The sequence below is a fragment of the Phytoamicus setariae genome (assembly GCF_016722925.1).
Taxonomy (GTDB): Bacteria; Pseudomonadota; Alphaproteobacteria; order Rhizobiales; family Rhizobiaceae; genus Rhizobium_E; species Rhizobium_E setariae.
In genome coordinates, this window is record NZ_JAEQNC010000009.1 from 74837 (window position 1) to 89869 (window position 15033).

General features: G+C 61.1%; 13 protein-coding genes. 9 read left to right on the plus strand and 4 right to left on the minus strand.

The annotated features are described in order from the left end of the window. Window positions 1–39: 39 nt before the first annotated feature. Window positions 40–954, minus strand: a complete 915-nt coding sequence (locus JJB09_RS16700) for a LysR substrate-binding domain-containing protein (RefSeq protein WP_201660542.1) — start codon at window positions 952–954, stop codon at window positions 40–42. A gap of 98 nt (window positions 955–1052) precedes the next feature. Here JJB09_RS16700 and JJB09_RS16705 point away from each other — a divergent pair, with 98 nt between their 5' ends. Next, window positions 1053–1832 carry a creatininase gene (locus JJB09_RS16705; protein WP_201660544.1) on the plus strand — a complete coding sequence of 260 codons (780 nt, stop codon included), beginning with the start codon at window positions 1053–1055 and terminating at the stop codon, window positions 1830–1832. Between the two features lie 160 nt (window positions 1833–1992). Here the strand turns inward: JJB09_RS16705 and JJB09_RS16710 are convergent, their stop codons facing one another. Then, a complete protein-coding gene (locus JJB09_RS16710) occupies window positions 1993–3207 on the minus strand; it encodes a M24 family metallopeptidase (RefSeq protein ID WP_201660547.1) in 1215 nt (404 codons plus the stop codon). 256 nt (window positions 3208–3463) lie between these two features. Here JJB09_RS16710 and JJB09_RS16715 point away from each other — a divergent pair, with 256 nt between their 5' ends. From JJB09_RS16715 to JJB09_RS16740, 6 genes are read left to right on the plus strand one after another with little or no spacing between them, the layout of a single operon-like run. After that, the gene (locus JJB09_RS16715) at window positions 3464–4450 is read left to right on the plus strand and encodes a BMP family protein (protein ID WP_201660550.1); all 987 of its coding nucleotides are present in this window, start codon (window positions 3464–3466) and stop codon (window positions 4448–4450) included. Between the two features lie 12 nt (window positions 4451–4462). Beyond that, window positions 4463–5884, plus strand: coding sequence for an amidase (locus JJB09_RS16720; protein WP_201660554.1), 1422 nt, complete (start codon window positions 4463–4465; stop codon window positions 5882–5884). After that, window positions 5884–7410, plus strand: a complete 1527-nt coding sequence (locus JJB09_RS16725) for an ABC transporter ATP-binding protein (RefSeq protein ID WP_201660951.1) — start codon at window positions 5884–5886, stop codon at window positions 7408–7410. The genes JJB09_RS16720 and JJB09_RS16725 overlap by 1 nt, the downstream gene beginning before the upstream one ends. Beyond that, the gene (locus JJB09_RS16730) at window positions 7400–8449 is read left to right on the plus strand and encodes an ABC transporter permease (protein ID WP_201660556.1); all 1050 of its coding nucleotides are present in this window, start codon (window positions 7400–7402) and stop codon (window positions 8447–8449) included. The genes JJB09_RS16725 and JJB09_RS16730 overlap by 11 nt, the downstream gene beginning before the upstream one ends. After that, a complete protein-coding gene (locus JJB09_RS16735) occupies window positions 8446–9390 on the plus strand; it encodes an ABC transporter permease (protein WP_201660559.1) in 945 nt (314 codons plus the stop codon). Before JJB09_RS16730 ends, JJB09_RS16735 begins: the two co-directional genes overlap by 4 nt. Window positions 9391–9405: 15 nt before the next feature. Beyond that, window positions 9406–10695, plus strand: coding sequence for an amidohydrolase family protein (locus tag JJB09_RS16740; protein WP_201660562.1), 1290 nt, complete (start codon window positions 9406–9408; stop codon window positions 10693–10695). Window positions 10696–10716: 21 nt separating this feature from the next. Here JJB09_RS16740 and JJB09_RS16745 read toward each other — a convergent pair whose 3' ends face one another. Next, window positions 10717–12255 carry an FAD-dependent oxidoreductase gene (locus JJB09_RS16745; RefSeq protein WP_201660565.1) on the minus strand — a complete coding sequence of 513 codons (1539 nt, stop codon included), beginning with the start codon at window positions 12253–12255 and terminating at the stop codon, window positions 10717–10719. A gap of 186 nt (window positions 12256–12441) precedes the next feature. On the opposite strand from JJB09_RS16745, the gene folE reads away from it, so the two are divergent. Both folE and JJB09_RS16755 read left to right on the plus strand, forming a co-directional pair. After that, the gene (folE, locus tag JJB09_RS16750; protein ID WP_201660568.1) at window positions 12442–13110 is read left to right on the plus strand and encodes a GTP cyclohydrolase I FolE; all 669 of its coding nucleotides are present in this window, start codon (window positions 12442–12444) and stop codon (window positions 13108–13110) included. 40 nt (window positions 13111–13150) lie between these two features. After that, window positions 13151–14029: a patatin-like phospholipase family protein gene (locus JJB09_RS16755; protein WP_201660571.1), complete on the plus strand. Its 879-nt coding sequence runs from the start codon at window positions 13151–13153 to the stop codon at window positions 14027–14029. A 174-nt stretch (window positions 14030–14203) separates the two neighbouring features. Here the strand turns inward: JJB09_RS16755 and JJB09_RS16760 are convergent, their stop codons facing one another. Continuing rightward, on the minus strand, window positions 14204–14497 hold the full coding sequence (locus JJB09_RS16760; RefSeq protein WP_201660574.1) for a hypothetical protein: 294 nt from the start codon (window positions 14495–14497) through the stop codon (window positions 14204–14206). Window positions 14498–15033: the final 536 nt, after the last annotated feature.

Genomic DNA, 15033 nt, shown 5'->3' on the forward strand with positions numbered 1-15033 from the left:
ATGAAAAATTAATTCCTGTAATTGACGTATTAACGCCGCTTATTGGCGATCGAGCTCCGTATGTCGTCGCGCCGGGTCTCCCGAAATTCCGGCTTCGTCCAGACGTGAAATGATGTGGTTGACCAGCAGGATCCCCGCGTCGGACAGGCGAGGATGCTTGTAGAAAAGGCCGACACGTATTTCGGCGAGCGGCGGAAAGCCATCGGCTTCGTCGAGTGGGCGCATGCCCGGAAGCATGGTGTAACGTGTCAATGCGCTTACGCCCAGGCCATTGGTCACCGCATTCTGAAGCCCCGAAATGCCCGGCCCGGTATAGGCGACGCGCCAGCGCATCTGTGCTGCATCCAGCGCCTGGATCATCCGTGCGCGATAGGCGCATCCCTCCGGATGTGCAGCGAGCGGAATGCCGAGAGCGGGGTCGAAGACCGCGCCTTCTGCCGCCGCCCAGATCGGCCGTTCGATCCATGAACGCGACAGATACTGGGCGCGCTCGGTGTTGACCATGGCGATGACCAGATCGAGCTCGTCAGCGCGCAACCGGTCGAGGATTTCAGCGCTCCAGCCGCAATAGATTTCCAGAGATATCTCCGAATGCTGGCGGGTGTATTCCGTAATAACACCCTGCAGGAATGCCACGGCATAGTCGTTCGGCAGACCGACGCGCAGCACGCCGGCAATCTTGGCGCGGTTGAAATAGGACGCTGCTTCGTCGTTGAGGCGCAGGATCTCGCGGGCATAACTCAGCAACATCTCGCCTTCGCTGGTCAGCAGCAGCGAGCGTCCAGCCTGCCGGATAAGCGGTGCCCCGACCAGCTCCTCCAACCGGCGCATCTGCAGCGAGATCGCCGGTTGGGTGCGCCCGAGAACTTCGCCGGCCTTGGTATAGGCGCCGAGGTCGATCACCGACACGAACGTTCGCAAGAGGTCGGTCTGGAAATTCACAATGTTGCGCATGTATTTCCAACCCTTATGCGTGGATGATAATTATAAATTTCTCATATCGTATGGATAGCATCAAATCATGGGCTTTCAAGTCAAAATGGGAGAGAGCCATGCCTAAAGAGACCATATTCGCCGCCGAGCTTTCCTGGCCGGACTATGATGCTTATGTCAGGGACGGATCAGTGCCCATCCTTCTTCCGGTCGGTTCCATGGAGCAGCATGGCCATCACATGCCGATGAATGTCGACGTGCTGCTCCCCGTGGAATTTGCCCGTCGCGTAGCGGGCGCGATCGGTGCGCTTGTGGCGCCGCCCTTTACCTACGGCTACAAATCGCACCAGAAGTCGGGCGGGGGCAACCACCTGCCCGGCACCACGAGCCTCGATGGCGCCACGCTCGTCGCTGCACTTCGCGATGTCATCAAGGAGTTTGCCCGCCACGGCGTGCGCCGGATCTGCCTGGTCAACGGTCATTTCGAGAACTCGTGGTTCATCGTCGAGGGCATCGATCTGGCGCTGCGCGAGCTCAAGTGGGGCGGCATATCGGACATGAAGATCGTCGTCCTGTCCTACTGGGATTTTGTCGACAAACCGACGATCGCGCGTCTTTATCCGAACGGCTTTGCGGGGTGGGATCTCGAACATGGCGGCGTGCTGGAAACTTCGTTGATGCTTGCGCTTTATCCCCATCAGGTCAGCCTGGAACGAGCCGTCGACCACGCACCGGCGAGTTTTCCGCCTTACGACGTCTATCCACCGAAGCCCGAGTGGACGCCCGTGAGCGGCACGCTCTCGTCGCCCAAGGAAGCCTCTGCGGAAAAGGGCGAAATCCTTCTGCAGGTTTGCGTCGAGGGCATCGTCGGCGCTTTGAACGCAGAATTCCCACGATAGTCCTAATTAGATCGGGAAGCAGGCCGCGGCACACTCCGCGGCCTTTTTTGTCTGGACCACCGGTTCAGGCTGGGCTTGCCTGCTCGGTAAAGCTCAACACAATCGCGGTGGGGCGAACCTGTCGCCCCACCGCCCTGCAGGATACCAAGAAGGAACACGCTCAGTTCTTGATGATGTTGTGCTCCGGGCCGAACGGGAAACCGGTGATATTTTCGGCGCTATCCTCCTTGATGATCAGGATATCATGTTCACGATACCCCCCAGCCCCAGGCATGCCTGATGGCAGCATCACCATGGGCTCCATCGAGACGACCATGCCCGGCTCGAGCACGGTCTCGATATCCTCGCGAAGTTCCACGCCGGCCTCGCGACCGTAGTAGTGGCAAAGCACGCCGAACGAATGACCATAGCCGAAGGAACGGTATTTCAGCAGATCCCACTCGCGATACATCTCGTTGAGCTCGATCGCGATATCCTTGCAGCGCGCGCCCGGCTTGATCAGCTCCAGTCCGCGGCGGTGCACCGCAACGTTCTTCTGCCAGATGTCGAGGCTGGCGTCGTCGACATGATCACAAAACAGCGTGCGCTCGAGCGCCGTATAGTAGCCGAAGATCATCGGAAAGGTATTGAGCGACAGGATGTCGCCGGACTGAACGACGCGGTTGGTGACCGGGTTGTGCGCGCCATCGGTGTTGATGCCTGACTGGAACCAGGTCCAGGTATCCATCAGTTCGACGAACGGAAACGACTTGGCAATCTCGCGGACCATGGCGTTGGTCGTGGCAATGGCAACTTCATGCTCCGGCACGCCAGCCTTGACCGCCGAGACGCAAGCCGCGCCGCCGACATCGCAGATGCGGGCTCCTTCGCGGATGAGCGTCTGCTCTTCTAGCGATTTGATCGTACGCATCCACATCGAAGCCTGGCTGATATCGACGAATTCCACACCAGGCAGGGCTTCCTCCAGTTGCCGCCGGAAGTCGAGCGACACATGATCGAATTCAATGCCGACGCGTTTCGACCCCTGTGTCAGCTGGCGTGCGGCACGGTAGAAGTTGTCACGGCGCCAGTCGGTGTAGGTGATGTTGTCCCCAAAGCTGCGCCGCCACGGCTGGCCGCCGTCGATGCCCGCAGAGATGGTCGTGGCATTGTCGTGGTCGATGACCATGCCGTATTTGCGACCAAAATAGCAGTACAACCAGCCGGAGTAATAATTGATGCAGTGGAATGAGGTGAACAGGGCCGCATCAACGTCGTTCTTCGCCATCCAGTCCCGCAAATTGTTCTGGCGGCGGCTCATTTCGGCATCGGAGAAGGGCGAGAATGACTTCTCGCCATTATGCCACTTCATCACGTGCAACATATCGTCAGTCATCCGCTGTTCCTCCTCTGGGATAAGACGGCCAAGACTAACTTTGCGCCACACATTACAGAAATTTATTCACCTAATGAGCAAATAACAAACACTTATGCATTTACATTTCGGCATCGCACTTTGCCCAAGATCAGGGAAAGAGTGCTGGCGTCCAACCATGTCGAACAGCCCGGTTTTCGAGCACCTTTCTTGCTTGACACGTTTTTGGGCACTGCCTATGTTTTTATCCAAATGATAAAAAACCGGGGACCAAACAATGACCAACGATATACTGATATCACGCCGTGCAGTGATCGCATCGGGCATCGCACTTGGCGTCAGCAGCTTGGCGCCAATGGCAAGAGCAGCGGCGCCAATGAAGGTTGCAGGCATTCATGCCTCGCCGGTCGAAAATGCCTGGAATTCCTGTTTGCATAAAGCGTTGCAGGATGCCGCCAAGGAAGGCGTCATCGAATATGTATTCTCCGAGGGGGTCTCCGGCACCGACTATCCGCGCGCCATGCGCGAATATGCCGAACAGGGCAACAAGCTGATCATCGGCGAAGCCTATGCCGTGGAAAAGGAAGCCCGCCAGGTCGCGGCCGATTATCCCGACACCGCCTTCGTGCTGGGCTCCAGCGGCGAGCAGGCGGGCAGCAATTTCGGCGTCTTCGGCACTTGGAACCATGACGGTGCCTATCTTGCCGGCATGCTGGCCGGCAAGATGACCAAGTCAAACGTCGTCGGCTCGGTGGGCGCTATCCCGATCCCGGAAGTCAACATGCTGATCAATGCCTTCGCCGCCGGCGTCAAGGCCGTCAATCCCGACGCGAAGCATCTCGTCTCCTTCATCGGCACCTTCTTCGATCCGCCAAAGGCCCGCGAGGCCGGGCTTGCTCAGATCGATGCCGGTGCTGACATCCTTTTCGGCGAGCGCATCGGCACTGCCGACGCAGCCAAGGAACGTAACATCAAGGCAGTCGGTTCGTTGATCGACTACACACCGCGCTATCCCGACACCGTGTTCGCCAACGCGCTCTGGGGCTTCCGCCCGATTCTCAACGCCGCCATCGCCGATGTCGCGGCTGGCAAACCGGTAGGCAACAATTACACCGCTTTCGGCCTGATGAAGGAGGGCGGCAGCGATATCGTCTATGTCAAGGGCACAGCACCGGCCGACGCGGAGGCTGCGATGGAAGCCAAGCGCGCCGAGATCAAGGCCGGCACCTTCGAGGTTCCGAAGATGATGGAAGAGCCGAAGTAATTCGGCTCTTCCATGGATAAAACCGCCTCAGCCGACGCCACCGATCTCGCACACGCGCTCAGGACCGGAGGCCTGACCTGCACGGACGCCATGCAGGCGTCTCTTGCAGCAGCAGAAGTCCATGCCTCGCTCGGCGCCATTGCCCATCTCGATTCCGGGATGGGTTTGGCGGGAGCGGCAGCCATGGACATGGAACGGCTGGGAGAGCCTGAACGTTTTGCTGCCCGGCCCTTCGCCGGCGTGCCGACGCTGGCCAAAGATCTGGGCGGACCGTTCGCGGGACTGCCGGTGACCGCCGGTTCGCGCCTTTTCAAGCGAGAGGGCGGCCAAGCGGATTCCGATCTCGCCGCCCGTTTCCGCGACGCCGGCTTTTGCCTGTTCGGGTTGACCACGAGCCCGGAATTCGGCCTGTCGCTATCAAGCGAACCGGCCATCGGCCCGATCTGCCGCAATCCTCTGGACCCGACGCGGACCGCCGGCGGCTCGTCGGGCGGTTCCGCCGCCGCTGTTGCTGCCGGAATCGTCTCGATCGCCCATGCCACCGATGCCGGCGGCTCGATCCGTGTACCGGCCGCTTGCTGCGGTCTCGTGGGCCTGAAACCGGGTCGCGGTGCAATGCCCGCCGGCCCAGCCTTCGGCAATCATCTCGGCGGCATTGCCAGCGAACTCGCGGTCTGCCGTACGGTGCGCGACACTGCTGAGATTTTCAACGCCTTGCGCGGCAAAGCCAGAGGGCCGTTTCCGGACCCCGCTGTGGCAGATGTCGAAAATCGCCGCTTGCGTGTCGGCGTGCTCCTCGACACCGGAAGGCAGTATCCGACCGATGCCGACAGGCTTGCAGCCGTCGAGGCTGCAGCGCGGGCTCTCGGACCCGATGGGCACACAATCGTTCCACTCGAATGGGCCGATTTCGAACCGGGCGTCGCCGCCATTAGCCGGGCTTTTGGCGATATCGTTTCCGTCAATCTCGCCACCTTGTTTCAAACGCTGGCGCTCGACGTCGCCAACACCGAACCGCTTACCCAGGCCTTCGTCGCACGCGGACAAGCCATGGCCGCGACCGCGCTCTGGGATTCACTGAACGCCGGCGTGCTGGTCAGCCGCGACCTCTGGAGCATTTTCGATACTGTCGATTGCATCCTCATGCCGATGCTGTCGTCCGCGCCGCTTGCGATCGGTTCGTTTCCATCGGATCATCAGGATACGGATTTGCATCTCGACAGGATGAACGCGTTTGCGCCATTGGCCGCCCTCGCCAATGTTTCGGGATTTCCCGCCCTCACCCTGCCTTTCGGCAATGACGCGGGCGGCCTGCCCCTGCCGGTTCAGATCATGGCGCCGATGGGTCACGAACCGCTGCTGCTGTCGCTCGCCGCCCGCCTCGAGGCCGAATGCCGCTGGCAGCATCGTTTTCCCATCGCAGGACTTGCATGATGACGGCACCGGTTCTGGAAATCGCCGGTGTCAGCAAGCGCTTCGGCACCAATCTCGCCAATGACGACATCTCGATGACGCTCGCCAAGGGCGAAGTTGTGGCGCTGCTGGGCGAAAACGGCGCCGGCAAGACGACGCTGATGAGCATTCTCTTCGGCCATTATGTACCGGATGAAGGCCGGATCCTGATCGACGGAGTGGAATTGCCGCCGGGCAAGCCACGCGCCGCCATTCGCGCGGGCGTCGGCATGGTGCACCAGCATTTCTCGCTCGCACCCAATCTGACGGTGCTCGAAAACGTCATGACCGGTACGGAAAAGCTCTTGTCGTGGCGGTCGGAAACATCTGCGGCCCGCAACAGGTTGCTCGACATCTCCGAGCGCTTCGGCCTGAAGGTCGACCCGGATGCGCGGCTAGGCGACCTCTCGGTCGGCGAACAGCAGCGCGTCGAGATCCTCAAGGCTTTGTACAACGATGCCCGCATCCTGATCCTGGACGAACCGACGGCGGTTCTGACCAATATCGAGGCCGAGCGGCTGTTTACGACGCTCAAGGAAATGGCCAGCCAGGGTCTCTCGCTGATCTTCATTTCGCACAAGCTCGACGAGGTGATGGCCGCCGCCGACCGGATCGTCGTGCTGCGCGGCGGCAAGATGGTCGCCGAGCGCAAGGCTGAAGACACCAACAAGGCCGAACTGGCCGAGCTCATGGTCGGCCACCGGGTGACGCGCCCGGTGCGCGAGCCCTCGAAACCGGGCGCCGTGGTGCTGGAAGCCGCCGACATCACGGTCAGGATCGGCGGTGTCGATCGACTGAAAAGCGTCAGCTTCCGGCTGCGCGAGGGCGAAATCCTCGGCATTATCGGCGTCTCGGGCAATGGTCAGGCGGCACTTGCACATCTGCTGTCCGGCACGCTGTCGCGCAACGCCGGCGATCTCCGTTTGTTTGGCGAGCCCATCGGCAATCTCGGCGTTGCCGATGTCGTCAGCGCCGGCATCGGTCGCATCCCCGAGGACCGCAACACGGAGGGCGCCATCGGCGAAATGGCGATCTGGGAAAATGCGGTGCTGGAACGGATTACCTCGTTTTCGCGAGGCGGCTTTGTCAACCGCAAGGCCGGCATGGCCTTCGCCAGGGAGATCATCGACCAATTCGATGTTCGCGGCGGCAATCCGGCAAGCCGCACCCGGCTGCTTTCGGGTGGCAACATGCAAAAGCTGATCCTCGGCCGCAATCTTCATGAACGGCCCCGCATTCTCATCGCCGCCCAACCGGCGCGCGGCCTGGACGAGGGCGCGGTCGCCGCTGTGCATTCTCGCCTGCTGGAGGCCCGGCGGCAGGGCACCGCGGTGCTGCTGATTTCGGAAGATCTCGATGAAGTCATTGCCCTGGCCGATCGCATCCAGGCAATCGTCGGAGGCCGATTGTCGCCGCCGGTGGAGGCAGATGACGCCGATGCCCGCATGCTTGGCCTGATGATGGCCGGCGAATGGCAAGCAAACAGCGAGGCCGGCCATGCGATTTGAGCGCCGCGACCATCGCCCCCTCTATCTGCTGGTTCTGACGCCGGTGCTTGCGGTCATCGCAGCCCTTGCTCTGTCGGGTATTCTGATCGCCATCGCCGGCGCGCCCGTGCTCGAAGCCTATTGGCGCATCCTGACCAGCGCGTTCGGCTCGCGCCTGTCGGCCACCGAGACGCTGACGCGGGCCACCCCGCTGATGCTGACCGGACTTGCAGCAGCCGTCGCCTTTCGGGCAAGGTTGTGGAACATCGGCGCCGAAGGCCAGTTTTATCTCGGCGCCATCGCCGTGGCAGCCGCCGGTTCGCAATTGCTTGCCGGCCTGCCTGCGCCCGTCGTCATCCCGCTACTGTTGGTGATCGGGGCAATTGCCGGCATGGCGCTGATCCTTATTCCGCTCTGGCTGCGCCTGCGTTTTTCGGTCGACGAGGTGGTCACCAGCCTGCTGCTCAATTTCATCGCGCTGCTGTTCGTCTCGATGCTGATCGACGGCGTGCTGAAGGATCCGATGGCCTTTGGCTGGCCACAGTCCCAACCTGTCAGCGATGCGGCAACCTTGCCCAAACTGATCGCCCGTTCACGCCTGCATATCGGTTTTGCGATCGCCATTGGGCTCGCCATCCTCGTCCATCTCATCCAGTCGCGCACGGTGTTCGGCATGCAGTCGCGCGCCGCCGGCCTTAATCCGGAGGGCGCGGTCTTTGCCGGGGTGCCGCTCGGACGGACGCTGGTGAAGGTTGCCTGCCTCTCGGGAGGACTGGCGGGACTTGCCGGTGCCATAGAAGTGATGGGCGTCAAGGGCTATGTGACAACGGATCTTTCGCCCGGCTTCGGCTATGCCGGCATCGTCGTCGCCATGCTCGCCAATCTCAACCCGCTCGGCGTGGTGCTGGCGGCGCTGTTCACCGCGACCATGTTTGTCGGTGCCGACGGCATGAGCCGCAGCCTCGGCATTCCGACCTATATCGCCGACGTCACCGTGGCGCTGTCGCTGCTGACCATGCTGATCGCGCTGTTCTTTACCCAATACAGGATCCGCCGATGATGCAGTTGTTCGACATCGTCGCGTCTGCCGGGCTCTGGGCCGCCGTGCTGCGCATCGCCACGCCGCTGATCTTCGGCACGCTCGGCGCCCTGCTCTGCGAGCGGGCCGGCGTGCTCAATCTCGGCATCGAGGGCATCATGACCTTTGGCGCGATGATCGGCTGGCTGTCGGTCTATCATGGCGCCGATCTCTGGACCGGGCTGCTGATTGCCGCCATTGCTGGTGGCGTCTTCGGCCTGCTGCATTCGGCGCTGACCGTCACCCTCGGCCTGTCCCAGCATGTGGCGGGACTGGGCGTAACGCTGTTTGCTTCCAGTTTCAGCTATTATGTCTTCCGGCTGATCGTGCCGGTGGCCAATACGCCGCCGACCATCGTGCCGTTCCAGCCGATTGCCATTCCGGGCCTATCGGACCTGCCGTTCATCGGGCAAGCGCTGTTCACACAGACCGCCCCCACCTATCTCGCCATCGTCATCGCGCTGCTGATGGCCTACATCATCTTTCGCACGCCGGTAGGTCTGGCGATCCGGATGACCGGCGAGAACCCGCATGCCGCTGAGGCGCAGGGCGTCAATCCGATGAAGGTGCGCTATGGCGCCGTCATCGCCGGCAGCGCGCTGATGGGCATGGGCGGCGCGTACCTGACGCTGTCGGCCTTCAACAGCTTTTTTCCGACCATGATGCAGGGCCGCGGCTGGATCTGCATCGCGCTCGTGGTCTTCGCCTCGTGGCGACCGGGACGCGCGCTTTTCGGCGCCCTGCTTTTTGCCTTCTTCGATGCCTTCCAGTTGCGCCTGCAAACGGTGCTGAGCGGTGTCGTGCCCTACCAGATTTTCCTGATGACGCCCTATATACTGTCCATCGTCGCCCTTGCCATCATGGCCCGTCGTGCCCGCGTTCCGCAGGCGCTGATGCAGCCTTACCGGCGCGGCGAAAGATAATACCGAGGAGTTTCCATGTTCGACCTGATCATCCGCGACGCAAATCTTCCCGATGGCCGCACGAGCATCGACATCGCAGTCGAAAAGGGCAAGATCGCCGCAGTCCAGCGAAAGATCGAGGCCACGGCGAAAGAGGAAATCGACGCGACCGGCCGGCTCGTCACGCCGCCCTTCGTCGATCCGCATTTCCACATGGACGCGACGCTGTCGCTCGGTCTACCCCGCATGAATGTTTCCGGCACCTTGCTCGAGGGCATCGCGCTCTGGGGCGAGTTGCGGCCCATCGTGACGAGGCAGGAACTGGTCGACCGCGCGCTGCGCTACTGTGATCTTGCGGTTACCCAGGGACTGCTGTTCATCCGCAGCCATGTCGACACATCGGATCCGCGACTTGTGACCGCCGAGGCGATGATCGAGGTCCGTGAGAAAGTCGCGCCCTATATCGACTTACAACTCGTCGCATTCCCGCAGGATGGCTATTACCGCTCGCCGGGCGCGATAGACGCGCTCAACCGGGCGCTCGACATGGGCGTCGATATCGTCGGCGGCATCCCGCATTTCGAGCGCACGATGGGCGAAGGCACGGCTTCGGTGGAAGCGCTTTGCCGCATTGCCGCCGATCGCGGCCTGCCTGTGGACATGCATTGCGACGAGACCGACGACCCCCTTTCCCGCCATATCGAAACGCTCGCGGCCGAAACCATCCGCTTCGGGCTGCAGGGCCGGGTCGCCGGCTCGCATTTGACATCGATGCATTCGATGGACAACTACTACGTCTCCAAGCTCATTCCGCTGATGGCGGAAGCGAGGATCAACGTCATTCCCAACCCGCTGATCAACATCATGCTGCAGGGCCGTCACGACACCTATCCGAAGCGCCGGGGCATGACCCGCGTGCGCGAACTGATGGATGCCGGGCTCAACGTATCCTTCGGGCACGATTGCGTCATGGATCCCTGGTATTCGATGGGCTCCGGCGACATGCTGGAAGTCGGTCACATGGCCGTCCATGTCGCGCAGATGGCCGGAATCGAGGACAAGAAGAAGATCTTCGGCGCACTGACGGTCAATTCGGCCAAGACGATGGGCTTGGAGGGCTACGGCTTGGAAAAAGGCTGCAACGCCGATCTCGTCATCCTTCAAGCGGCCGACACGCTTGAGGCGCTACGCCTCAAGCCAACCCGGCTTGCGGTGATCCGTCGCGGCAAGGTCATCGCCCGGTCGGCGCCACGCATCGGCACGCTGTTTCTCGAAGGGCGTCCGGCAAGCATCGACAGCGGGTTGGATTACATTCCCCACTATTGAGAATGGCGTCGGATGGCCAAGTCACTGTCGCGGCCACCCCATGGATGCTTCAAATTCCAGAGCCTGGATGTCACGCCCGATGGCGGCGACAGCGATGACCTTGTCACCTTTGATGTACCGGACCATGCAGTCGCGCTTGGCCATGCTACCGTCGATCTCTATCCTGTCCCAGTCATGGGCATAGCCTACGTAGCGGATCGACAGGTCGTAATGGGCGCTCCAGAAGAACGGAGCGCTCTGGAAGGCCCTGCTAACGCCGAGCATGTTTTCCGCCGCGACCTGGCCTTGACGCTGCGCCACGACCCAGTGCTCGACGCGCCGAGACTGACGGGTGTCCAGGTCGTGCCACTGGGCGACATCGCCGGCGGCAAATATTCCGGGGATGTTCGTTTCCAGGAATTCATTGACGAGCACCCCTTTGTCGAAGGCGATGCCGGCCTCTGCCGCCAGCACCACTTGCGGCTTCACGCCCACGCCGACGACGACAAGATCCGCGTCGAACACACGGCCGTCACTCAAGGTGACCGTCCGTTCGTCGATACGCACAGCGGTTGCCCCGAGATGGAAGGCGACCCCGTGTTGCTCATGCAGGGAGCGAATGAAATCGCCGAGTTCCGGACCCAGCACTGTCTCCAGAGGACGCGCGCCCGGCGCGACGACATGAACCGCAATGTTTCTGCTGCGCAGGGCAGCGGCGACTTCCAGTCCGATGAAGCCGGCGCCAAGCACGACGGCGACCTTCGCCTCCCCGGCGCGTGCAATGATTGCCCGACTGTCATTCAGCGAGCGCAACACGAATACATGGGACTGCTCGGCGCCCGGGATCGACAGACGGATGGGCTCTGCCCCCGTGGCCAAAAGCAGCCGATCGAATGGGAAAACGCGGCCATCGTCCGTGATCACGCTGCGGCGGACGGTATCGATACGATCGACATTCGTCTGCAGATGAAGGCCGATATTTCGTTTGGTGTAGAACGCCTGGGAGCGGAGCGGAATCCAGGCTTCCTTGGCTGAGCCCGCCAGATAGTCCTTCGACAGGTTGGGCCGGTCATAGGGCGCGTCGGTATCGGCGCTGAGCATGGTCAACTCCCCGGAGAAATGGCGCCGGCGCAACATTTCCGCCGCAGCAAAGCCGGCGGCCCCTCCTCCGACGATGACGATCCGTTCCGGCAAAGGCGGGACATCCCGGGCAAGCTGCGGCACGGCCTGCTCGCCGACAGCAATCTTGTCCGTCACGAAGATCCTGTCGCCCTGGCGTTCGACTTTCCATCGCGGCAGCGGATCGAACGCGGGAGCTTGCAGTGCTTCGCCAGTGCGAAGGCTGAAGCAGGCGTGATGCCAGGGGCAACGCACCGTGTCGCCGACGACAACCCCGTGCGCCAGTGGCGCCCCATAGTGGGTGCACATGCCGCCGACCGCCAGCACGTCGTCTCCCACGCGTGCCAGCACCACCGGCTCGCCCGCGACATGTCCCTGTAGCAGGCTCTTGGCCCCGAACGCGGTGATCGCCACGCCGGCGGCCAGGTCGGGGCCGGTTTCATTTGTCCCATGCGACGCCATCCCGGTTCTCCTTCGCTATCTTCCGGCGTCGGCCAATCCGGCGTCGAGCATAAGCATTGGACGCAGCATCCGGCAAAAAGTTCCCGCAGATGCCACTCAGATCTTTCCCCCAAACGGCTGGCCGGGAACTTTTCGCCGGATCAAGCATCAAACGCCCATTCACGCCGACAAGAAAGAGAGATTTTGATGAACCTGCACACTGAAATTCTGGAGCGAACCGAGGAGCGTTCAACTCATGACGAAGGCCAGGCATTGTTCGGCCATCCACGGCTCAACGCAACTGGCGCTGGACAGCCAAGCCGGCTCGAAGCGGAAGAGGCAGTGCGCACGTTGATCCGCTGGGCGGGCGACAATCCGGAACGGGCGGGGCTTCTCGACACGCCGGCCCGGGTCGTCCGCGCCTATGAGGAATGGTTCGAGGGCTACAACCAGAACCCGGCAAGCCTGCTCGAGCGCACATTCGACGAGATCGGTGGATACAGTCAGGCGGTCGAACTGCATGACATACCCTTTCATTCAGTCTGCGAACACCACATGGCGACCATTCGCGGCAAGGCGCACATTGCCTATATGCCTGTAGACCGGGTCGTGGGCATTTCCAAACTGGCAAGAGTGGTAGAGGCCTGCGCACGGCGTTTGCAGATACAGGAACGCTTGACAGACGAGATCGCCTGCGCCATCGACGATGCCCTGCGGCCAGGCGGTGTCGCCGTCGTCATCGAAGCCGAGCATGGCTGCATGTCCACGCGTGGGGTTTGCGTGCACGGCACGCGCATGGTCACCAAGCGAATGCTCGGCGTCTTCGACACCGATGCGGGTCTCAGGCGTGAGTTCCTTTCGTCGATCGGCATGTGACGATTGCCGAAAAATCTATCGCCACCTGGGAGCTTCGCTCATGGCCAATATTCCCCCTCGACCGAAAACCGCTTTCATCTTTGCCGGGGGCGGCAGCTTCGGTGCCATTCAGGTCGGGATGCTGCGTGCGTTGACAAGGAGAGGCATGACAGCGGACATGGTTGTCGGCTCAAGCGTCGGCGCCTTGAATGGCGCCTACTATGCCGGCAACCCCACGGCCGCCGGTGTCGAGCGGCTGGAAGCGATCTGGCGTGGACTTAGGCGACGCGACGTGTTTCCGCTACGGCTGAAGGCAATGTTGAGTTTTCTATATCGGCGCGATTTCCTCGTCGCGTCCGATGGGCTGCACCGCCTTGTCGAACGCAATCTTGCCTATCGGAATCTGGAAGATGCGGCGATCCCAATCCATATCGTCGCGACAAACATCCTGACAGGCGGAACGGTCGTTTTGTCGGAGGGTTCGGCTGCGCAGGCGATCATCGCCAGTGCGGCAATCCCGGCGGCCTTTGCGCCGGTGAATTTCAACGGCCTCTATCTTGCCGACGGTGCCGTTTCGAGCAACACACCGATCAAAGTGGCGGTGGAACAGGGCGCCCAGCGCCTGATCGTTCTGCCGACCGGCTATGCCTGTGCGCTGGACAAGCCGCCCGTTGGGATGATCGCCAACGCACTGCATGCGCTGACGCTGCTTGTCGTCAGGCAATTGTGGAGCGAACTGGAGACTCTGGACAAGAGCATTGATTTCTTCATCCTGCCGCCGCTATGCCCACTAGTCGGATCGCCCTACGATTTTTCGCAGACGGCCGAACTCATCGAACGGGCCGCGCGCAGCACCGATGACTGGATCGCAAACGGCGGCTTTGAATGGCCAGGCGTTTATTCCCAACTGAGTACGCATACACACGCGCATCAACATTAACCTGCTGTCAGGTTAAGGTTTCAATCTTCTTTGTGCAGCAACGCCTTGGTGCATGGCACAGACGGGGCAGAACTATCGGCCCCCATCTCCGGATTGCCTCAACGGAAACGATTTGCCCGGACGAAAGCGGCGACGTTTACAGCCAATTGCAACAAACGCCACCGCGCACAAAAATCACTTATTTCTCATAAGCCAGATTTTTCCTGCCATCGTAATCTCGTGGGAATCCTCATCGGCCTTGTCAGCCAGATTGCATCGCGCCAACAGACCATACCCCCCAAGTTCCTCCAGAGTGGTTGTCGTCACGAATTTGATTTTTTGAGGCCTTTCGCGAAACCTGTCGGTCTTTGCATATGTCACCTCGGCGTTAAGGTGCGTCCACTTTTTCATCGGCTGAGGAAAGAGATTGCCTTCCCTAGCCAGCTTGAGTCCCCTGATCTGCGTGGGTGTGAGTGTCAGATCCGTCATATTCTATCCTTACTAAGCCGCAAGTGCGGTGGGTCGGCAAAAAGGGCAACCAATAATGCTCGCCTTTATTCTTCGGCACTCCGTAGCAGATCAATTTGGCAAATGTGAGTGAATTCTCACATTTTGGGCATTTCGCCAAAACCTGCAGACCGGGAAGTCGCGGGTGCGCAACCCCATGCCGGCCTCGTGCAGGACGAGGTCCTCGAGATGTACGAGCCCGCCGTCGATCGATTGCGAGACGGCGGCATCGACGCACAGCGAACGTTTCCCGACCGGAAATTGGGCAATCCGCACGGCCAAGCGGTTCGGTGCCGGCATGACGCCGAGACCATATCGGAGCCGGCTGCAGAGGCAGGATCAGTCGCGCGTAATCCATTGATATGGCGTCGTTCTATCTTTTTATCAAAGTTATATAGATGCTCGCTTTCGTAACTGCTGCGTTAACCATAAAGCCACATCATTAACGATAGGTAGCAAGTATCGATAGTGTGCCATCTAAGGCCATTTGCTTGCTATCTTTGCCCCGTGTTGCTATC